This is a genomic window from Enterococcus malodoratus (genome assembly GCF_027659535.1).
In the GTDB taxonomy this organism is placed as follows: Bacteria; Bacillota; Bacilli; order Lactobacillales; family Enterococcaceae; genus Enterococcus_A; species Enterococcus_A malodoratus.
Window position 1 is genome coordinate 446,397 of the sequence record NZ_JAQDPG010000002.1, and the last position, 21,301, is coordinate 467,697.

Here is a 21,301-nt window from a genome sequence, read left to right on the forward strand (position 1 = left end):
ATCCTCTTCCTTATATGTACAAAATTGTTTGCGGTTCACATTATCATATAAAACCGAAAAAATAGCAATCTTTTATTCTCTATAATGGATGTGCTCTTTTTAAGCCTCAATTGTCTTCAAAAATTTTAATTTTCCCTGACAATTTCCACATACGTATCGTTTCGTATTAATTCTACGACGACGTTTGACTTCTTGTTGACACTTTTGACATTGATAAACTTGATAAACGGTTGCTGCTAACGGTGGAGCAAACCGATTTCCGCCTGTTCGTTGCAGTAATTGCTTAAACTCTAGGTCCTTATGCTGATAGCCGCGATTCGCCAAATGTAGATGATAGTGACAAAGCTCATGTTTAATAACTTTGATCAATTCGGCCTCTCCATACTTTTCAAAAACCAACTGATTAAAATCCAGATTGTGGCTATTTAAGTGATAGCGGCCACCCGTCGTCTTTAAACGTCGATTAAAACTAGCCTTGTGACAAAATGGCAGTCGAAAAGATTCTTGCGAAATCTTTTCGACTAGGATTTGTAATTCTTGATCAGTCATTTTTATCACTTTGAACCATAGTTAAACTTATGCGGCCTTTTTTCACATCAATGGCCTCAACCCAAACAGTTACTACATCACCAACCGATACAACATCTGTCGGATGTTTCACGTAATTTTTACTCAATTTAGATATGTGAACCAAACCATCCTGCTTCACTCCGATATCAACAAATGCGCCAAAATCAATCACGTTCCGAACTGTTCCTTGCATTTCCATTCCTGGCTGCAAATCTGCCATCGTCAAGACATCTTGACGCAATAATGGAGCTGGCATTTCATCACGCATATCACGGCCAGGTTGAACCAATGCTTGTAAAATATCTTTGATCGTTTCTTTACCAATTTCAAGTGCTTGGTGTAATTGATTTAAATCCAAGGCCTTAATCTTTTCTGTAGCTTCTGAAGAACCTAAAGTTTTTAAATCAACGGCTGCCAACGCTAGGATTTCTTTCGCGCTACTATAACTTTCTGGGTGAATCGCTGTCGTGTCCAAAATATTTTTTGCTCCGGGAATTCGTAAGAAGCCTATCGCTTGTTCGTAAGCTTTAGGTCCTAAGCGAGGAACCTTTTTCAATTGCGGGCGTGAAATAAAAGCACCATTTTCCTCACGGTATTTCACAATATTTTGAGCCGTCGTTTTATTTAAACCAGAAGCATATTGCAATAACTGTGAACTTGCTGTATTGACGTTCACTCCGACTTGGTTAACTGCCGTTTCCACTACAAAATCTAACCGCTCCGATAGACGTTTCTGTGACACATCATGTTGATATTGACCAACGCCAACCGCTTTAGGATCAATTTTTACTAATTCTGACAAAGGATCTTGCAAACGTCGAGCAATGCTGACAGCACTGCGCTCTTCGACTTGCAGATCAGGAAATTCTGCCCGTGCAATGTCACTAGCCGAATACACTGAAGCTCCGGCTTCATTGACGATCACATAAAAAACTTCCTTTTCCACCTGTTTCAATTGCTCAGCTACAAATAATTCAGACTCGCGACTAGCCGTTCCGTTTCCAATCGCTACCATCTCAACATCGTATTTTTTGATTAATGCTTGAAAAGCGGGACCAGCCGCTTGACGCTTTGCTTGTGCCGCAGGCTTGTGAGGATAAATAACCTCGATTGCCAACACTTTTCCTGTTTCATCAACAACCGCTAACTTACAACCTGTTCTGTAAGCCGGGTCGAATCCCAATACAACTTTTCCTTTTAGTGGTGACTGCAATAATAAGTTGCGCAGGTTTTCTCCAAAAATATTAATCGCTTGTTCATCTGCATCTTCTGTCAACTCATTACGAATTTCCCGTTCAATCGCTGGACCAATAAAACGTTTATAGCTGTCTTTATACGCCTCACGAACAAATTCTACCGTAATCGCACGATTATTTTTCACTGATTGACGTTCTAAGTAATCAAAGATTTTTTCTTCTTCAACCACAATCGCGACCTTTAAGATTTCTTCCTTTTCCCCACGATTAGAAGCTAACACACGGTGAGAGACCATTTTGTTGATTGGTTCAGCAAAATCATAATACATCTCATAAACGCCTTTTTCGTCCTTGTCTTCATCTTTGACCTTGCTTTGATAGATACCATTTTTCTTGGTGAAATTACGGATCCAAGTACGAAAATCAGGATTATCACTAATTTGTTCCGCAACGATCTCATGAGCCCCTTGCAATGCTTCATCCGCGGTCGTGATATTTTCAGTAACAAACTCACTTGCTTTTGCATAAACATCGCCAGTTTGCGGAAAACTCAATAGATATTCAGCTAAAGGCTCTAAGCCATTTTCTTTCGCGATTGTCGCTTTTGTACGACGTTTTTGTTTGTATGGTCGGTATAAATCTTCCACTTTTTGAACTTTTACAGCCTGTTGAATTTTCTGCGCTAATTCCTCAGTCAGTTTTCCTTGTTCATCAATTAAGCGCAAAACTTCTTGTTTACGCTTTTCTAGGTTTTCTAAATAGTTATAACGTTCCTCGATCTCACGAATCTGTACCTCATCCAACGTTCCGGTCATTTCTTTACGGTAACGGGCAATGAACGGCACTGTATTGCCTTCTGTTAATAATTTTAATACGACATTAATTTGTTGCGGACGGTAGCCCGTCAACTCCTTATTCAGTAGTTGAATGATTTCTTGGTTCAAACTTTCTGCCATTTCAATTCCTCATTTCATCCAAAATCCTATTTATTTTATCACACTTCTCTTAAATTTGCTTCTTCCTTCAAATTGAAAAACCTTCACGCCTCTCAGCAATGAAGGAACTTTTAAATATTCGTTCTTTTTCTCTGACGCAGCAGATTTGGTAATTCTGATAAAACCAACCCTGCAAGCGTCAATAAAATTCCGAAGAAGGTTTTGATAGTTAATGTTTCACCTAAAATTAAGACTGATGCTAAGGTTGTCAGCATAGGAATCGTATAAATATATACTGTTGCTCGAACAGCTCCAAGATTTTTCACTGAAAAATTCCAAGTGACAAAGCACAAAGCCGAGGCTCCAACACCTAAAAATAATAGATTTCCGAGGTTCCCGACCTGTCCAAAACGAGAAACATCAAAAGAATCTAGAGTAATTAATAAGACTGGCAGCATAAACAACAGTCCATAAAAAAAGATCCGCTGGGTCGTGACGATTGTCCCATATCCGAAAGTGCTGATTTTTTTTATGATCAAGGAATACGAAGCCCAGCAAACCGTGGCGATTAATGCCAGACCATCCCCGAGCGGGTTGACGTTGATCGTACCTGAAAAACTGATCAGAGCAATACCGATCATCGAACAAATGAATCCTAAAACAAAGACTCTTGGAATTTTCCCTTGTTTTAAAATAAAGCGGCTGATCAATGCTGTCATGAATGGGCTGACCGACCCGATGATTCCTACGTTCATTGCTAAAGTATAGGTCAAGGCAACATTTTCCAAGTAATAATACAAAAAGACACCAAACAAGCCCGCGATCATAAAATATCCTTCCTCGCGCCAACTCTTAAACGGCAAGATTTTCCGTGAAGCGATCGTCAAGACGATAAAACCAATCAAAAAACGAATGAACAGTATTTCGATCGGTAAAAAATCTTTTAGTAGTACTTTTGTGGAGATAAACGTCATTGCCCAGATAACAACGGTTAAGCTCGCTGATAAATGTCCCTTCATAGTATCTGACATAAGTAACCCCTTTCTCAGTTTAAGTAAAAGTAAAATCCTTTTAAGATACTATGCCACTTAGTGAATGGTTCTGCAAGAAAATCTAGAAAAAAAGTGAGATTCAAAAAGAATCTCACTCATCAATCAAAAATCAGGCTGCCACGGTCCATGATTATTCGGTATTTCGTAATCGTGTATTAAGTCATTCTCATCAAAAACTACTCCGTGCAAAGTGCCGCCAAAGACTGCCCCGCCATCGATGCCGATTTTTCCATCAGATTGCCAAAGAGCTGTGGTCTGCATATCGCCATAAAGCATCGGCGTAATTGTATGACCAAATACGATCGTCTTATCGGTATCATTCCGACCTTCATGAAATGGTTCACGAATCCATAAAAAATCTTGAGGCGACGTTTCACGCCAGTCTTTGGATAGGTCTACTCCAGCATGAACAAACAAATATTTGCCCCATTCATAGTAGAAAGGACGTTCCGACAGAAAATCCAGCATTTTTTTATAACGACTGCGGATCATCATTGCAATTTCAGTTGGCGAATATTCATCCGTTGCGCCTTTGTGCAGCAAACTTTCGATTGTTTCTTTTCCGCCATTGTACAAATAGCTTGGAAACCAATCTTCAGGACTTTCCATAAATTCCAGAAAATACTGTTCATGATTTCCTCGTAAATAAACTGCCTGATATTTTTCTACGAGTTCCATGCCTAGTAACCAACAGTCCTTGCTTTTAGGTCCCCGATCATTTAAATCACCAATCAAAATCAACTGTTGTTTATCTGGTTGAAATTTTTTTAGCACTTCCTGAAACAGTTCGTACTCGCCGTGAACATCACCAATTACAAAAACTTGTTTCATTTTCATCCGCCCCTCTCAATCGAAGACCGTACTATTTACCTGATACCACAAAATAATTACCATCTGCATCAACAAAATTAAATACGAGTTCCTCACCAATTTGAGCCAAGTCACCTAAGTGAACATTTTTTGTTTGTAACTCTTTATACAGTCCCATCATATCATCGCTGCCGAAAATCAAGGCCGGAGAAGGCTCAGTTACTTCATCATCATTTTTCTCGATGAATGCCCGGTCATAAATAACCAAATGCGTAGTACTATTTTCACTCATCGCGACTTCTGCGACTTGCGAACCATCTAATTCTTCAAAACTAATTTCTGCAAAACCTAAACTTTGCCAAAAAATGCTAGCTTTTCTAACATCATTTGCATATAAAATCACCTTTATTTGTTCATTAAACAAACTATTCACTCCAAATAATAAATTTTCTAAACCTGTATATACTTAAATCAAAAGAATCATTTCCCAGTGAACTGGCCAGTGCTCTAAATTTCATTAAGCATATCATTCAATTTCACAGCATATATCATAAGTTCAGTTTACCAATTTGCTCTCGTACTAAATAAACGACGAAAAACCAGGCTGATAAAAGTGTAACAAAAAAGGCTTGGTCGCGCTAGCCAAGCCTTCAATATAACTATGAGTTTACTTCGATTGAAGCATTTTCATCATTTAAGATATTACGATCCAGTTCATGGATACGCTCACTAGTTACAACACCTGCAACCATACTGCCGCTGACATTGACAGCCGTACGAGCCATATCGATCATTGGTTCCACTGAAATAACCAAACCAACAATTGCAACTGGTAGGTTCATTGCACCAAGTACGATCAGTGAAGCGAAAGTCGCCCCGCCACCGACACCTGCAACTCCAAATGAACTAATAGTTACAATAGCAATCAGCATTACGATGAATTTTAGATCAAAAACATTGATGCCAACTGTTGGTGCTACGATCGTTGCAAGCATAGCCGGATAAACACCAGCACAGCCATTTTGACCAATCGAGATACCAAAGCTGCCGGCAAAGTTTGCGGTTGCTTCATCAACGCCTAGTGCCTTTGTTTGGGTTTCAATATTCATAGGCAAAGTCCCAGCACTTGAACGTGAAGTAAAGGCAAAGCTTAAAGCTGGAAAAGCCTTTTTGAAGAAGTTAACTGGGTTGACTTTGACCCCTAAAAGAATCACTGAATGTACCAATAGTACAACAATCAATGCGCTGTAAGAAGCCAAAATAAATTTACCCAAGTTGACAATTGCTTCAAAATCACTTGTCGCTAATACATTTGTCATCAACGCGAAAACACCATATGGCGTCAAGCGTAATACTAATGTTACGATACGCATGATAATTTTATAAAGGCTATCGATCAAGTTTGCAAAGAAATCTGCCTCTTTCGGCGCTTTACGACGTACCCCTAAAAAGGCGATCCCGACAAAAGCCGCAAAAATTACGACGCCAATCGTACTCGTTGGACGTGTACCGGCGAAATCAGCAAAAACATTAGTAGGAATAAACGATAATATTTGTTGCGGAATTGAAAAGTTTTGAACCATTGATTGGCGATCAGCCAACTCTTTGATTCGAGCAGTTTCTGCTGCTCCCTTAGTAAATGTCGCACCATCGAGTCCGAAGACCATGACCGCTAGAATTCCGATCAAAGCAGCGATCGCTGTTGTAGCTAACAATGTAACTAGAACATTCGCACTGATTTTACCGAGTTTCTTACTCGATTTCATCTTGGTAAAGGCACCGACGATTGAAATAAATACTAAAGGCATTACTAACATTTGTAATAAAGAAATATAACCATTACCAACGATCCCAATCCATTCCATCGCATGAGAAATGACCTTGCTACCATTACCTAAAAGAAGTTGCAAAATTCCGCCAAAAATAATCCCAGCACCTAATCCCGCAAAAACGCGATTAGAGAATTTTACATGTCTTTTTTGCATTTGGTAGAAAGCCACAAGCAATGCAACGAATACTAAGATCACTAATACAGTGAACAGAGTTGTCATTGTATTCCTCCTTAAAATAACTTTCTATAATGACAAGTCTGTCAAAGGAAGTAAAGGTTCCCGGTATTCACTCTTCAGTGAATTACCCTAAAAAGTAGCTGCGCGAATCCTAAATTTTAGTGACGATCAATTATAACGCAGATAAAATAATCTGTCTTACAATTTGCATTGAAAAAAATCCTCCATCTTGAAAGGGATCTAAAAATCTTTTAGATGTCCTTCAAAACAGAGGAAAAACTTTTAAATTGTATTAGAAGAAAAATTAATTTTAACTCCTGGTTTATCCAAAGCAATTTCTGTAATTTCATAAACCATCCGTTCGATTAATTTTAAAATTGGACGAATCATTTCATTCGCCTCAGCTTCTGTCAAATCGTTTTGCTGTTTTACTTGGCGTCCAATCACATGAATCACTTGAGAGAACACACCCCCGATGATGAAATCTTCAAACGGAAGAACGAATTCAATTCGTACTCCCATAATGCTATTTTCAGCTGGATATCCCGGATCCATTGCTTCTAATGGACTGAAATTAATCAGCAATTTTTGTTTCACTACTTGGTCTTTGGGAGGAAGCCCGTAGTTAAATGATTCTACTACTTCCTGATCACGTTGTATTTCCATTTCGCACCTCCTTGATTAATTCGAAAAGAATAATATCATATTAAGGATTCGTTTTTTTGCACCTTATAACTGTTTAATAGTTTGCTAAAGTAAAAAGAAGAAATGCACCCTTACCTCAATTATAGCTTTCCGCTCAAAAAATTTGTACCATTTCTTTTAAATTATTTATAAAATAAGTAGCTGTGATTTCTTGTCCCAAAAAATCCAAATCAAAAAAAACAGTTTGAACATCAGCGTTATTTCCTGCCTCAATATCTAATTTGCGATCGCCTATCATGACTGTTTGGCTCCGATCGAGCTGGTGATTATTGATAAAATAATTAATTGCTGCCGGATCAGGTTTTCGCGGAAAATTGGAATCACTTCCGATAATTTCAACGATCAAGGAATCTAATCCATCACGTTTTAACAACCGCCAAGTCGATTCCACAGTACGATGAGTCAAAATGAAATGCTGTCCGCCTTTTTCTTGTAACTTCTTTAGTGTATCTTTAGCCTCCACAAAGGGAAAAGAGCCCTTATTTTGCTGGGCCTCATATTGATGATAGGTTTGATCAAAATCTGGTATTGGCAACTGCCAATCAATAATCATTTGACGAATTGACTCTTCTTTGATTTTTTTATAGACATCGACCTGATCCTTTTGCAAATCAAAATCCTCAAAAGTCCTCATTAATGCTTTCATCATAATGGGATAAGTATCATACAATGTCCCATCAAAATCCCAAATATAATTCATAATTATCCTTCCCAAGTTAACATAATAATTTTATAAAATTTCTTTTTCTGTAATTTCTAACTGCGAGCTAAAAGTATAAATCATCGGTGTTGCATTAGGTATATCGATCCGATCAACTTGGTCTTTTGGAACATTTTCTAGAAATTGCACCAACGCACGCAAGCTATTCCCATGACCACATACCAAGATTGTCTTCCCATCTAGTAAATTAGGCGCAATCTGATCCTGCCACAATGGAATGACGCGTTGTAAAGTCATGTGCAAACTTTCTCCAGTAGGTATTAGTCGCGGATCCAGCATGTCATATCGACGATCAAAATGATTATTCTTCGTTAATGGCGGTATTTCATCAAATCCTCTTCGCCACTTTTTTACTTGCTCGGCCCCGAAATTTTCAGTAATGATTTCTTTATTTTTGCCAACTAACGCACCATAATGCCGTTCGTTTAAGCGCCACGTTTTATATTCAGGAACAAAACTTGCTTCGGCCTCTTGTAAAATCATTTTGGCCGTCTTAATGGACCGTTTTAATACTGACTCAACAGCCACATCAATTAGTAAGTCCGCTGCTTTTATTTTTTTCCCAGCACTTCTCGCCTGTTCAATTCCCTTTTCAGTTAGGTCGACATCTAACCAGCCAGTCCAATAGTTCTCGAAATTCGCTTCACTTTCGCCATGTCGGACTAAAATTAATTTCATCTTCTCACCTTCTCGTTGTAAGAATATCAGAAAAAGCCTAGTTTTAAAAACTAGACCTTCTTCACGAATTGCGTATGACAATTTTTACACGTTACCTTGATTTTCCCTCGACCTTTTGGTGCACGCATCTGTTGTTTACATTCAGGACATTTAAAGTAACGATAGGTTCCATTTTTTCCTTTAAAAAAATCTTTCATACGAGCGATCCATTGAGTAAATTTTTGGTTTTCATTGCTTCGTGGATAGATCTTTTTCGAACAAAATCGATAAAGGACTAAGGCAAAAGCTGCTAACGCCAAAATATTTCCGATATAAAACGGAATCCAACGGTCAACAATCATCAATACCGCCCAAAGAATTAATAAGGCTTTGTTAATTTGATCTAATCTGCCATAACGTCCTCGCATTAAATATGCATATTTTTGGTAAAATTTCGTTAGTCGTTGTATCCAAACATTTCCCAATAGAATGGCTCCTTTCTGTGACTCTACTTATTATAAATCTTTGGTCCTTTACGCATGTTTTTACGATCATTTTTTGGCGTTTCCATTTTTTCTGAACGTCCACCGCCTTGTTTCTTTTTGATCAGTTCTAACATTTTTTCTTTTTGATTCATTCTTACACCGCCTTTATCAATAAAGTCACTGATTCGACATGATAGGTTTGTGGGAATAAATCCACTGGTTGAACCTTCACAGCGTGATAACCAAGATCTTCATATCTTCTTAAATCTCTCGCCAAAGTTGCAGGGTTACAAGAGATATAGACAATTTTTTCTGGATTTACTGCAGCCGAAGCTTCAATAAACTTTTCATCCAATCCTTTTCTAGGTGGATCAACAAAAATTACTGAAGGTTCAATTCCTTCACGAGCCCAGCGCGGCATAATTTTTTCAGCTTTGCCGATTTCGTAATTTGCATTTTCAATACCGTTTGCTTTCGCATTTGCCTTCGCATCTTCGATTGCTTGCGGAACAATTTCCACACCATAGACATGTTTCACATTATCTGCTAAAGATAAGCCAATCGTACCGATGCCACAATAAGCGTCAACAACGATGTCCTCCGAATCCAATTCGGCAAAATCAATCGCAGTTTTGTATAATACCTCAGTTTGTTCTGTATTTACTTGATAAAATGATTGTGGTGAGATTCGATAGGTTCTGCCCAATAACGTATCATCGATTGTAGTTTTTCCAAATAAAACTTTTTCTAACTGTCCCATAATCACATTAGTTTTTTCAGAATTGACATTTTGAATTACAGAAACAACTTCTGGCAATTCTGTTTTGATCGTTTCAGCAATTTCTGTGCCTTTAAAGAAACGTTCCGTTCTAGTAACTAGAATAACCATCATTTCGTGACTGTAGTGACCTCGACGGATTATGATATGGCGAATAAATCCTGTATTTTCACGTTCGTTGTATGCCTTAACATTGAAACGTTGCAAAATATCCCGTATCGTAATGATCGCTTGGTCAATTTTAGGATCTTGAATGAGGTAGTTTTCAATCGGTAATAAATTGTGAGAATTTTTACGATAAAAACCAGTCGTCAATTTGTTATCCACTTTTTGAACTGGAATTTGTGCTTTATTACGATAACCAATTGGATTTTCCATCCCTAAAGTTGGTGCTACAGGCAATTCTGGCAACTTCGCAATAGTTCTTAAAACATTTTCAACTTGCTGTTTTTTAAAACGTAGTTGATAATCATATGTCATATGGCTTAAAGGTGCGATACCGCTTCTTAATAAGTCTAGATCCTCTACTTCTTGGCGTTCAGGATTGGCATTGAAACGTTCCATAACTTTTCCGTATCCAAATTTTTTTCCAACTTTTACTGCTTTTATTACCATTTCTTCTTCTGGCAAAGCATTTTCGATAAAAAGCGGATATCCGTCGATATGAGCCACACCAAGACCCTCATAAGATAGGTCATCGATTGTGACGGTGTATGTTTGATTCTTTTCTACTGTGGTCATTTTATTCTCCTTCAAGGCTGATTTATCTATTCTAATGAATTCTACTAGAAAAAGCAAGATAACACTAAGCGTTTCACATTTAAGACTTTTGTAAGAATCAATCAGAAGCTGTCTTTGAATAGTTAATTAGTCAAATGTAAATTATTTCATAAAAAAAACGTTCCTGTCTTTCAACAGAAACGTTTCAAAATTATTCTTCAGAATCCTCATCTTGGATTTTTTCATATTCCTTGACGAGCTCGATTCCCGCTTCGCGTTTTTGATCATCAGGACCTAAAATTGCATCATCGTTAATTTCATCAGTATTTGCATAAAACTCGATATGCTGGTGAAGATTTTCAAAACGCATCGGGGCATCACCGCCATATTCGCCATCCAAATTGATCATCATTTTCTTATCTGTATCAATTAAACTAGCATCTAGGAAACTCGTTTTTACATACAGAACTTTTGAATCATTCACGTGTTTACCGCCATTCAGCACTAATGTAATCAAACGAACGATTTCAAAAAGATTCGCTGTTTTAACAACAATTAACGAGAATTTTCCATCATCCAATTTTGCATCTGGAGCGATGGTCTCAAATCCGCCAATTGAATTAGTTAATCCTAAGAAAAACATCGAGGCATTGCCTTCGTATTTCCCGCCTTCGTATACCAAACGCATTTTAGTTGGTTTGATTCGCGGAAGCATTTCAGCACCCTTCGCTAAATAGGCAAGGTACCCGAAAATACTTTTCAGTTCAGAAGGGACTTCATACGTCAGCTCAGTCAGTGACCCTCCTGCTGCAATATTGATAAAGTAAGTTTCTGCTGCCTTCCCAATGTCCATTTTAACTGTTTGCTGTTTTTGGATCACCTCGGCCGCAGCTTTGACATTGTTGCGTGGAACTTTTAAGGCGCGGGCATAATCATTGGTCGTGCCCGCCGGAATGATCGCCATCTTCGGTCGTTTTTTCAAATTGGCAATACCATTGACAACCTCATTGATCGTTCCGTCTCCGCCAGCCGCAACAACTAACTCAAATCCCGCTTTTGCCGCACGGGCTGCTTCTTTTTTTGCTGAATCAGGTTCAGGAGTCGTGGCAAAGGCACTTGCTTCATAACCTGCTTTTTCAATGGCATCTAAGATATCCGCCAAATTATTGCGCATGATCTCTTTTCCAGATACTGGATTATAAATCAGTCGTGCTTTTCTCATAATCGAGCTCCTTACCGTTTTGCTAATTCCTCTTGAAGTAATTTATTTACTACGCCAGGATTAGCCTTCCCTTTAGTCGCCTTCATAATTTGTCCAACTAAGAAACCGACTGCTCGATCTTTGCCGTTCTTAAAGTCTTCAACAGACTGTTCATTGTTATCAAGCACTTCGTTGATCATTGGCAATAATTGAGCAGGATCAGACAATTGAATAAGCCCTTTTGCTTCAACAACTTCTTTCGCATCACCACCGTTTTGAATTAGCTCACGGAAGACTTTCTTCGCAATTTTTGAACTGATTGTACCATCAGTAATTAACTTAATCATACCGGCTAGGTTGTTCGGTGTTAGTTTCGTATCTGCTAATTCCATTTTTTCACTATTTAAATAAGCTGATACTTCACCCATTAACCAGTTAGATGCTTGTTTTGCATCGACACCTTCTTTTAAAGTTTCTTCAAAGAAGTCTGACATTTCGCGACTCAAAGTCAAGACCATTGAGTCATATTCTGGCAAGCCTAACTCGTTCACATAGCGTTCGCGACGAGATGCAGGCATCTCCGGTAAACTTACACGAACTTTTTCAATCCATTCGTCATCAATTTCAAAACGTGGAATATCTGGTTCTGGGAAATAACGATAGTCACTTGAACCTTCTTTGACACGCATCAAGATTGTTTTATTTGTTCCTTCATCGTAACGACGTGTTTCTTGCTGAATCGTTCCGCCAGAAAGCAGAACTTTCGTTTGTCGTTGAACTTCGAACGTCAATCCCTTTTTAACAAAGCTGATTGAGTTTAAGTTTTTTAACTCCGTTTTTGTTCCGAACTCCTCTTGACCGTAAGGTCGTAAAGAGATGTTGGCGTCACAACGCATGGAACCTTCCTCCATCTTCACATCACTGACACCTGTAAACTGAACGATTGAACGCAATGCTTCCAAATAAGCGTTCGCTTCTTCAGGAGAACGCATATCTGCTTCAGACACGATCTCGATCAATGGAGTACCTTGACGGTTTAGATCGACATATGAGTAGCCGCCGATGCCGTGCATATTTTTCCCAGCGTCTTCTTCTAAATGAACACGTTCAATCCGAATCTTTTTCTTTTTACCATTAACATCAATTTCGATCCAGCCATCATGACCAATTGGTTCATCAAATTGCGAAATTTGATAAGCTTTTGGATTATCTGGGTAGAAATAGTTCTTACGGTCAAAATGCATATTTTTTGAAATATCACAATTTAGCGCCAGTGCGGCTTTCATTCCAAATTCAATTGCAGCTTTATTCATAACTGGCAAAACGCCTGGATAACCCCAGTCGATAATATTTGTGTTGGTATTTGCCTCCGCACCAAAGTGAGCGGGCGCAGGTGAAAAGATTTTAGAGTTTGTTTTTAATTCTACATGGACTTCAAGCCCAATGACTGTTTCTAAATTCATTATTTGTCCCCCCCTAAAATCACTGGTTTTTGTTTATGGAAATCAGTTGCTTGCTCAAAAGCATAAGCAGCTTTATACATCGTTGATTCATCAAAATGTTTTCCGATGATTTGTAACCCGACTGGCAAACCTTCAGAGAATCCAGCTGGAACCGACATTCCAGGTAATCCCGCTAGGTTCACAGGAATCGTCAAAATATCATTTAAATACATAGTGATCGGATCATCAATATTTTCACCAATGCCAAATGCGACTGTTGGTGATGTTGGGCCAATAATTAAATCATAATCAGCAAACACTTTATCGAAGTCTTGTTTGATCAACGTCCGTACTTGTCCAGCTTTCTTGAAGTACGCATCATAATACCCTGCAGAAAGTGAGAAAGTTCCTAACATGATACGGCGTTTTACCTCATCCCCAAAACCTTCAGTACGAGTATTCACATAGACATCTTCTAAGTTTTGTACATCTTCTGATCGGAAACCGTAACGAATTCCGTCGAAACGCTGCAAGTTTGAACTTGCTTCAGAAGAAGCGATAATATAATAGACTTCTACTCCATATTTTGAATGTGGCAAGCTTACTTCTTCAACAGTCGCTCCTAATGCCTCGAATGTTTCGACAGCTTTAGTAATTGCTGCTTTAACACCAGGTTCGATCCCATCTGCCATAAATTCTTTTGGCAAACCGATCTTCATACCCTTGATATCGCCAGTTAGACCAGCCGCAAAATCAGGTACAGAAACACCCGCAGAAGTACCGTCTTTTGGATCATAGCCGCTAATCGCATTCAACGCTAATGCATTGTCTTTGACAGTACGCGTAAATGGGCCAATTTGATCTAGAGATGAAGCAAAAGCGATTAAGCCAAAACGAGACACACGTCCATAAGTAGGTTTCAAACCGACCACACCATTAAATGCTGCTGGTTGACGAATACTTCCACCTGTATCGCTCCCTAAAGAAACGGGTACTTCACCTGCGGCCACTGCTGCTGCAGAACCACCTGAAGAACCGCCAGGAACTTTTGTTTGATCCCAAGCATTTTTAGTTTTTTTGAAATAAGAAGTTTCACTTGAGCTGCCCATCGCAAATTCGTCCATATTTAATTTCCCAACAGGAATCAAATCTGAACTGTAAAGTTTTTCCATAACCGTTGCATCATAAATCGGATCGAAATTCGATAAAATTTTAGACGCCGCAGTCGTTAAAAGCCCTTTTGTTACGATATTATCTTTAATACCAATTGGAATACCGGCTAAGGCATTTTCTTCTGAAATACCTTTTGCATCGATGGCTTTTGCCATTTCTAGAGCCTTTTCTTCATTTAAAGTAATGAAGGCATCAATATCTTTTTCGGTATCCTTAATACGAGTGAATGTTTCACTTGTTAAATCAGTTGCTGAAATTTCTTTTGAAACTAACAGACTGTGTAATTCTTCAATTGATTTGTCATATAATTTTTCCATTATGCACCAGCCTCTCCGTTGTCAATGATAGCCGGAACTTTAATAAAGCCATCTTCGTGTTCCGGAACATTTTTCATTAACTCATCGCGTGGCCAGCCTTCATCAGCTACGTCCTCACGCATGACATTGATTGTTTCTAATACATTGGAAGTAAATGGCACACCTTCTGTATCAACTTCTCCAAGTTGTTCGACCATGTCGATTATTTTTCCCAATTGATCCGTGAAACCGGTCAATTCATCATCTGAAAAAGAAAGCTTCGCAAGTTTTGCTACGTGTTTCACTTGTTCTTCATTGATTGCCATAATATCCCTCTTTCTTTTGTCAATTTTCAATCATTTTATCATATCTCTGTTAGAATTCACGTTTTTTTCTTGAAATTTTTTGAAAAAATAGTCAATTCAAACAATTAGTTAAAAAAGTATTCTACTAGACTTGATGCCTTTTTATAATACTCGTTCGTTAATAGAAACGTCAACAATCTTCTGGACAAAATAGCCTAATCTGTATGACTTTCTTCGATCGCTTGGATCATTTGCTTTTCATCCCAAACTTCTACACCCAGATTTTGTGCTTTTGTCAGTTTGCTTCCTGCATCTTCTCCAGCTACCACGATATCTGTCTTTTTAGAAACGCTGCCCGTGACTTTACCGCCAAGATTTTGGATTTTTTCTTTTGCTTTCTCGCGAGTATATTCAACAAGTTTTCCAGTCAATACAACCGTTTTATCTTTAAATGGTGATTCAATTTCTGCTAATTGGCTTTGGCGAAACCCTTTATATTCGAGATTTACACCTCGATCCACTAACTCTTGCATTAACTCATGAACCTCTTCATTTTCAAAATAGGTTACGACACTGTCGGCAATCGTCTCACCAATCGTGTTCAGACTAACTATTTCTTCTTTGGTTCCCTTACTCATAGCTTCAAGACTGCCGAAATGCTCCGCTAAAATCCCTGCAGCTTTCGCACCGACATGACGAATTCCTAAGCCGAATATCAGCCGTTCAACTGAATTTTCACGGCTAGCATCGATCGCCTGTAAAATATTTTCTGCTGATTTATCTTTGATCTTATCTAAAGTCAATAACTGATCTTTATCCAACGCATAGAGATCTGCCACATCGGATACTAGTCCTTTATCAAACATTTGTGCTAAAACACGAGGCCCTAATCCTTCGATATTCATCGCATTGCGAGAAACGAAATGGCTCAAGCCTTCTTTGATTTGTGCCGGACATTTAGGATTGATACAGCGTAGTGCTACTTCTTCATCCAAATGAACCAACTCACTGCCGCAAATCGGGCATTTCGTTGGGATGGGATAAGGTTCACTATCCTCAGGCCGCTTATCCAAAATAACCCGGGATACCTCTGGAATAATATCACCCGCTTTATAGACTAAAATCGTATCTTTCAAACGGATATCTTTTTTCTCGATGTAGTCACTGTTATGAAGACTTGCACGTCCAACCGTAGTCCCGGCTAATCGGACCGGTTCCATGATTGCTGTGGGGGTTAATACTCCCGTCCGTCCAATGGTCCAATCGATGTCCAAAAGAGTTGTTTGCGCTTCTTCCGGTGGGAACTTATAGGCTGTTGCCCAGCGCGGAGCTTTTACTGTAAAGCCTAACTCATCTTGTAAATCGAACTCATTCACTTTGATGACGATCCCATCGATTTCGTAAGACAATTCATCTCTCGTTTCATGAAAATTTTCGATGTACTCCCAAACTTCATCGATCGTTTCACAGACCCGATGTTCAGGATTCGTACGAAAGCCTAAACGAGACATTTCATTTAGCGCATGATCTTGCGTAGTAGACTCCAATGGACCGAAATCAGCGAGGGTGTACAGAAAAGTACTCAAGTTTCGTTTGGCTGCTACGCGCGTGTCTAATTGACGCAAACTACCTGCCGCGGCATTTCGAGGATTGGCAAAAACTTCTTTGCCATCTTCTTCTCGCTGTTTATTCAGTTTAACAAATGAAGCCTTTGGCATATAACACTCACCACGAACTTCAATTGATAAAGGTTCTTTCAAACGCAGTGGAATCGATTTTACCGTTTTTAAGTTTTCTGTGATATTTTCGCCAACGGTTCCATCTCCTCTGGTCGCTCCTTGAACAAAAACACCTTGCTCATACTTTAATGAGATCGATAAGCCGTCAATTTTTAGCTCACAACAATAGGAAACAGGGTGTCCTACTGCTTTTTTTACCCGTTCGTCAAAGGCAATTAATTCTTCTTTGCTGAATACATCATTCAAACTATATAGAGGAATATCATGCACTACTTTTTCGAAACCTTCTAAGACAATCCCACCAACGCGTTGGGTAGGCGATTCAGGTGTAATTAAATCAGGATATTCGGTCTCGATCTCAACTAATTCCTGATATTTTTTATCGTAAACAAAATCTTCCACCGAGGGCTGATCCTGTACATAATATTCATGGGCATACTGATTCAATTCGTCGCGAAGTTCGGCTGAACGCTTCTCCGCTGCTTGAAAAGTTATTGGTTCCAAGAAGATCCCTCCTTATTTTAGTTGCTAGTTTAAGATTTTTTCAATCGGTGCAAAAGCTGCTAACAATCGTTTGACACCTTGCTGTGGGAAAGCAATGTCTAGTTCGATATCTTTGGAATTGCCGCTGACTTTTACAACTGTGCCGACTCCCCATTTTTTGTGCTGAACCTTGTCACCAGGGTTCCAATTTTCATTTTCTCCGCCAGAGGCTGTTTTGTTCATTACTGGTTCACGTGTAGCATGTTGATACTTCGGCTTCATCATTTTGCTTTCAAATGGATTCGCATAGCTTTTTGATTTAGGTTGTGGTTGCATACCCACGGGGTTCAGCAAACTGTCATCAATTTCAGCTACAAATCGTGAAGGCTGATTGTATTGTGTTTTTCCATACAGTGTTCGAGAAAAAGCGTTAGTCAAATACAGACTTTCTTCAGCACGAGTAATCCCCACATATGCCAATCGACGTTCCTCTTCTAATTCGGATTCTTCCATCAACGAACGAGATAGCGGGAATATTTTTTCTTCCATACCGATCAAGAAGACGATTGGAAATTCTAATCCTTTAGCCGCGTGTAGTGTCATTAAAGTAACTTGGGCACTTTCTTCTTGATAGTCGTCTAAATCTGACACTAAGGCTAAATCGTTCAAGAAGACCGCCAATTTTTCCTCAGGCGCATCCGCATCTTCTTCTTGTGTTTCATTACGTTTGTCAAACTCCTGCGTGACCGTACGGAATTCTTCTAAGTTTTCTAAACGAGATTCAGCCTCTAAAGTACGCTGATTTTTCAACTCATCCAAGTAGCCCGTTCGTTCTAATACTTGATCGACTATATCGGTAACTGGCAAATAAGTAACCATTTCTTGAAATTGCGTAATCATCGTACCGAACTCACCGATCATCCGTCCCGCTTTCCCCGAAATATTAGCTAAATCAACATTTTGGGCCGCTTCTACCATTGACCAGTCGTGCATCGCAGCAAAATTTCGTAATTTTTCAACCGAGGCTGCACCAATCCCTCTTTTCGGAGTATTGATGACCCGTTCAAAGCTGACACCATCACGCGGATTGTTGATGATATTCAAATAAGCAATAATGTCCTTGATTTCTTTGCGGTCATAGAATTTATGGCCCCCAACCATCGTATAAGGTACATTCGATTTCACTAAAGTATCTTCAATCACTCGGGATTGAGCATTTGTCCGATAGAGCACAGCAAAATCATTGTAACCGCGATTGTTCGTTTGAATTTCATCTTTGATTTTACTGACGATAAATTGCGCTTCATCTCGTTCACTGTCTGCACGATAATAGGTGATTTGTTCCCCGGCTTGGTTATCGGTCCAAAGACTTTTGTCTCTCCGATTGCTGTTATTTTTGATTACTTGATTCGCGGCATCTAAAATGCTTTTAGTTGATCGATAATTTTGTTCCAGCAAAATAACCGATGCATCATTATAATCTTTTTCAAAATCGAGGATATTTTGCATATCTGCACCACGCCAGCCATAGATACTTTGATCGGCATCCCCGACCACACATAAATTACGAAAGCGAGCAGCTAACATATTTACCAAAGTATATTGCGCGTGGTTTGTATCTTGGTACTCATCTACGTGTAAATAATGGAATTTATTTTGATAATAAGTTAAGACATTCTCGTTGTCTTGGAATAAGCGAATCGTATTCATAATCAGATCATCAAAATCCATACTTTGATTATTTCTCAAGGCCTTTTGGTAGGCATCATAGCAACGAGCCACGATCTCCTCAAAGAAAGAACCTTGACGCTCCGCGTAAGATTCCGGTGTTAACAACTCATTTTTAGCATTGCTGATTGCTCCTAAGATAGAACGAGGATCATATTTTTTAGGATCAATATTCAAATCTTTCAAAATTCGTTTCATCAATGTCAATTGATCAGAACCATCTAAGATCGTAAAATTCCGATCATAGCCGATCGCATCTACATCACGTCGTAAAATTCGAACACACATCGAGTGGAAGGTAGAAACCCAAACATCCTCGCCGCCTTGACCTAAAATGGTATTAACCCGCGCCTTCATTTCTCTTGCGGCCTTATTCGTAAATGTAATCGCTAAGATATTCCACGGATTTACATTTTTTTCTTCTATTAAATAAGCAATGCGATGTGTCAAAACCCGCGTCTTTCCACTTCCAGCTCCCGCCATAATCAATAATGGGCCTTCCGTATGAAGAACCGCTTCTTTTTGTTTAGGGTTAAGTCCTGCTAACAACTCCTGTTTGTTTGGCATGCAAAACGTCCTTTCTCTATTCAATCTTTTTCATTATAGCATCTCAGAAACTTTCATGACACTAGCAACATTTCAAAAAAACGAATTCATTGATTCCTTCTTGTTTTTCTTAGGAATTCGCGCTAAATTAAGTAATGGTATGGAGGGAAATTCATGAAAAATGAACATGAAATAAAACGTTTAGATAGTACTAAAGTTTTTTTTATTTTGAAAGGGGTTTTGATCGGAGCCATTGCAGGCATTATTGTCAGTTTATTTCGTCTGCTAATTGAGGAGATGATGGAACGTGTTGTCACTCTTTATCTTTGGTTTCACGACAATCCTTTCTGGCTGATTCCTTGGATGCTAGTTATGCTTACTTTCGCATTGATTGTTGGCTTGCTGATAAAATCTGATCCGAACATCAAGGGCAGTGGAATTCCACAGGTCGAAGGAACCTTACAAGGTGAAATCAAATTAAATTGGTTTTCCATTCTTTGGAAAAAATTTGTCGGCGGTATCTTATCCGTCGGTTCAGGATTGTTTCTAGGACGTGAAGGCCCCTCAATTCAATTAGGAGCAATGGTTGGGCAAGGTTTTGGCGAATACACGCAGGCATCAACTTCTGAAAAGAAGATTTTTATTTCTAGCGGAGCTGCTGCTGGATTAGGAGCCGCCTTCAATGCGCCGATTGCTGGATTGCTGTTTGTAATTGAAGAAGTGCATCATCACTTCTCTCCATTAATTTGGCTTACTTCACTAACAGCCGCCTTAACAGCAAACTTAGTTTCGTTAAATTTTTTCGGTCTAAAACCTGTTCTATTTATTGCTGATGTACCTTCACTACCTTTGAAATATTACGGCTTATTGATTTTATTAGGAGCCATTTTAGGAGTACTTGGTTATGTTTATCAAATAGTACTTTTAGCTTTACCGCTACTGTATAAGCATACTCATTTGCCAGAACATCTTTATGGAATCGTTCCATTTTTACTGATCATTCCAGTAGCCTTCTTTTTCCCACATTATTTAGGAGGCGGTAATCAGATCGTTTTATCCATTGGAGAAAATAATCTTTCATTGTCATTGTTGATTTTTCTATTTTTCTTACGTTTCATTTTCTCCATGATTTCTTATGGCGCGAATTTACCAGGAGGGATTTTCTTACCTATTCTTACTCTAGGTGCTTTAATTGGCGGAATTTATGGCACCATTTTACATCAATCGTTTGGTATGGATGCTATGTTAATTCGCGACTTTGCGATTTTTGCTATGGCTGGATATTTCACTGCTATCGGAAAAGCTCCATTAACAGCAATCATTTTAGTAACCGAAATGGTGGGCAACATTACCCATTTGATGCCGCTGGCCGTTTGTTCCTTAACGGCTTATGTAATCAATGATCTGCTAGGAGGCAATCCAATTTACGAATCATTGCTTGAACGTTTACTCAAAGGTCATCTTCCAAGTATCACCGGAAACAAAACCATCATTGAATTCCCTGTCACAGCTGAGAGCAGCTTAGATGGCACGATGGTTCGTGATTTTAACTGGCCTAAAGAAATGCTGTTGATCTCAATTCGTCGCGGTTCATCGGAAATACTCACTCATGGGGATACCGTTATGAAAGTTGGAGACTTGTTGATGATTCTTACAGATGAAGGATATACACAAAAGATTAGAACGCTGATTCGGGAACGATCTGATGCTGCGATTGCAAAAAAACAAGATAAAGCAATACGAGGATGAG

General features: G+C 38.9%; 19 protein-coding genes. 1 reads left to right on the top strand and 18 read right to left on the bottom strand.

Going from position 1 to position 21,301, the window contains the following annotated elements; genetic code table 11:
- Window positions 1-99 precede the first annotated feature (99 nt).
- The 18 genes from PGP85_RS05480 to pcrA all read right to left on the bottom strand — a co-directional run bounded on the left by PGP85_RS05480 (window position 100) and on the right by pcrA (window position 19,572).
- Entirely contained in the window at window positions 100-549 is a 450-nt protein-coding gene (locus PGP85_RS05480) for a SprT family protein (protein WP_270326442.1), read from the bottom strand.
- Window positions 542-2,722 (bottom strand): Tex family protein, encoded by a 2,181-nt coding sequence (locus tag PGP85_RS05485; RefSeq protein WP_010739038.1) that lies wholly within the window; start codon window positions 2,720-2,722, stop codon window positions 542-544. Before PGP85_RS05485 ends, PGP85_RS05480 begins: the two co-directional genes overlap by 8 nt.
- A 110-nt stretch (window positions 2,723-2,832) precedes the next feature.
- Window positions 2,833-3,732, bottom strand: coding sequence for a DMT family transporter (locus PGP85_RS05490; RefSeq protein ID WP_010739037.1), 900 nt, complete (start codon window positions 3,730-3,732; stop codon window positions 2,833-2,835).
- A 123-nt stretch (window positions 3,733-3,855) separates the two neighbouring features.
- Window positions 3,856-4,584 (bottom strand): metallophosphoesterase family protein, encoded by a 729-nt coding sequence (locus tag PGP85_RS05495; protein ID WP_034708238.1) that lies wholly within the window; start codon window positions 4,582-4,584, stop codon window positions 3,856-3,858.
- A 31-nt stretch (window positions 4,585-4,615) separates the two neighbouring features.
- Window positions 4,616-4,987 carry a VOC family protein gene (locus PGP85_RS05500; RefSeq protein ID WP_010739035.1) on the bottom strand — a complete coding sequence of 124 codons (372 nt, stop codon included), beginning with the start codon at window positions 4,985-4,987 and terminating at the stop codon, window positions 4,616-4,618.
- A 235-nt stretch (window positions 4,988-5,222) separates the two neighbouring features.
- On the bottom strand, window positions 5,223-6,614 hold the full coding sequence (locus tag PGP85_RS05505; protein ID WP_010739034.1) for an L-cystine transporter: 1,392 nt from the start codon (window positions 6,612-6,614) through the stop codon (window positions 5,223-5,225).
- A gap of 240 nt (window positions 6,615-6,854) precedes the next feature.
- Complete coding sequence (locus PGP85_RS05510; protein WP_010739033.1) at window positions 6,855-7,238, bottom strand: DUF1149 family protein; 384 nt, start codon at window positions 7,236-7,238, stop codon at window positions 6,855-6,857.
- Between the two features lie 133 nt (window positions 7,239-7,371).
- Window positions 7,372-7,977, bottom strand: coding sequence for an HAD-IA family hydrolase (locus tag PGP85_RS05515; RefSeq protein WP_010739032.1), 606 nt, complete (start codon window positions 7,975-7,977; stop codon window positions 7,372-7,374).
- A 30-nt stretch (window positions 7,978-8,007) separates the two neighbouring features.
- A complete protein-coding gene (locus PGP85_RS05520) occupies window positions 8,008-8,676 on the bottom strand; it encodes a 2,3-bisphosphoglycerate-dependent phosphoglycerate mutase (protein ID WP_010739031.1) in 669 nt (222 codons plus the stop codon).
- A gap of 50 nt (window positions 8,677-8,726) precedes the next feature.
- Complete coding sequence (locus PGP85_RS05525) at window positions 8,727-9,140, bottom strand: hypothetical protein (RefSeq protein WP_010739030.1); 414 nt, start codon at window positions 9,138-9,140, stop codon at window positions 8,727-8,729.
- Window positions 9,141-9,163: 23 nt separating this feature from the next.
- Entirely contained in the window at window positions 9,164-9,292 is a 129-nt protein-coding gene (locus tag PGP85_RS05530) for a hypothetical protein (protein WP_010739029.1), read from the bottom strand.
- A 2-nt stretch (window positions 9,293-9,294) separates the two neighbouring features.
- Window positions 9,295-10,659, bottom strand: a complete 1,365-nt coding sequence (rlmD, locus tag PGP85_RS05535) for a 23S rRNA (uracil(1939)-C(5))-methyltransferase RlmD (protein WP_270326444.1) — start codon at window positions 10,657-10,659, stop codon at window positions 9,295-9,297.
- A 190-nt stretch (window positions 10,660-10,849) separates the two neighbouring features.
- Window positions 10,850-11,860, bottom strand: coding sequence for a diacylglycerol kinase (locus PGP85_RS05540; RefSeq protein WP_270326447.1), 1,011 nt, complete (start codon window positions 11,858-11,860; stop codon window positions 10,850-10,852).
- An 11-nt stretch (window positions 11,861-11,871) separates the two neighbouring features.
- A complete protein-coding gene (gene gatB, locus PGP85_RS05545) occupies window positions 11,872-13,302 on the bottom strand; it encodes an Asp-tRNA(Asn)/Glu-tRNA(Gln) amidotransferase subunit GatB (RefSeq protein ID WP_251867560.1) in 1,431 nt (476 codons plus the stop codon).
- The gene (gene gatA / locus PGP85_RS05550; protein ID WP_010739025.1) at window positions 13,302-14,771 is read right to left on the bottom strand and encodes an Asp-tRNA(Asn)/Glu-tRNA(Gln) amidotransferase subunit GatA; all 1,470 of its coding nucleotides are present in this window, start codon (window positions 14,769-14,771) and stop codon (window positions 13,302-13,304) included. The genes gatB and gatA overlap by 1 nt, the downstream gene beginning before the upstream one ends.
- Complete coding sequence (gene gatC, locus PGP85_RS05555; protein WP_270326450.1) at window positions 14,771-15,076, bottom strand: Asp-tRNA(Asn)/Glu-tRNA(Gln) amidotransferase subunit GatC; 306 nt, start codon at window positions 15,074-15,076, stop codon at window positions 14,771-14,773. The genes gatA and gatC overlap by 1 nt, the downstream gene beginning before the upstream one ends.
- A 194-nt stretch (window positions 15,077-15,270) precedes the next feature.
- Window positions 15,271-17,298 carry an NAD-dependent DNA ligase LigA gene (ligA, locus tag PGP85_RS05560; RefSeq protein ID WP_010739023.1) on the bottom strand — a complete coding sequence of 676 codons (2,028 nt, stop codon included), beginning with the start codon at window positions 17,296-17,298 and terminating at the stop codon, window positions 15,271-15,273.
- A 24-nt stretch (window positions 17,299-17,322) separates the two neighbouring features.
- The gene (gene pcrA, locus PGP85_RS05565; RefSeq protein WP_270326452.1) at window positions 17,323-19,572 is read right to left on the bottom strand and encodes a DNA helicase PcrA; all 2,250 of its coding nucleotides are present in this window, start codon (window positions 19,570-19,572) and stop codon (window positions 17,323-17,325) included.
- 153 nt (window positions 19,573-19,725) lie between these two features.
- Between pcrA and PGP85_RS05570 the strand changes: the two genes are divergently transcribed.
- Window positions 19,726-21,300, top strand: a complete 1,575-nt coding sequence (locus PGP85_RS05570) for a ClC family H(+)/Cl(-) exchange transporter (RefSeq protein WP_270326454.1) — start codon at window positions 19,726-19,728, stop codon at window positions 21,298-21,300.
- The last annotated feature ends 1 nt before the right edge of the window (window position 21,301 follow it).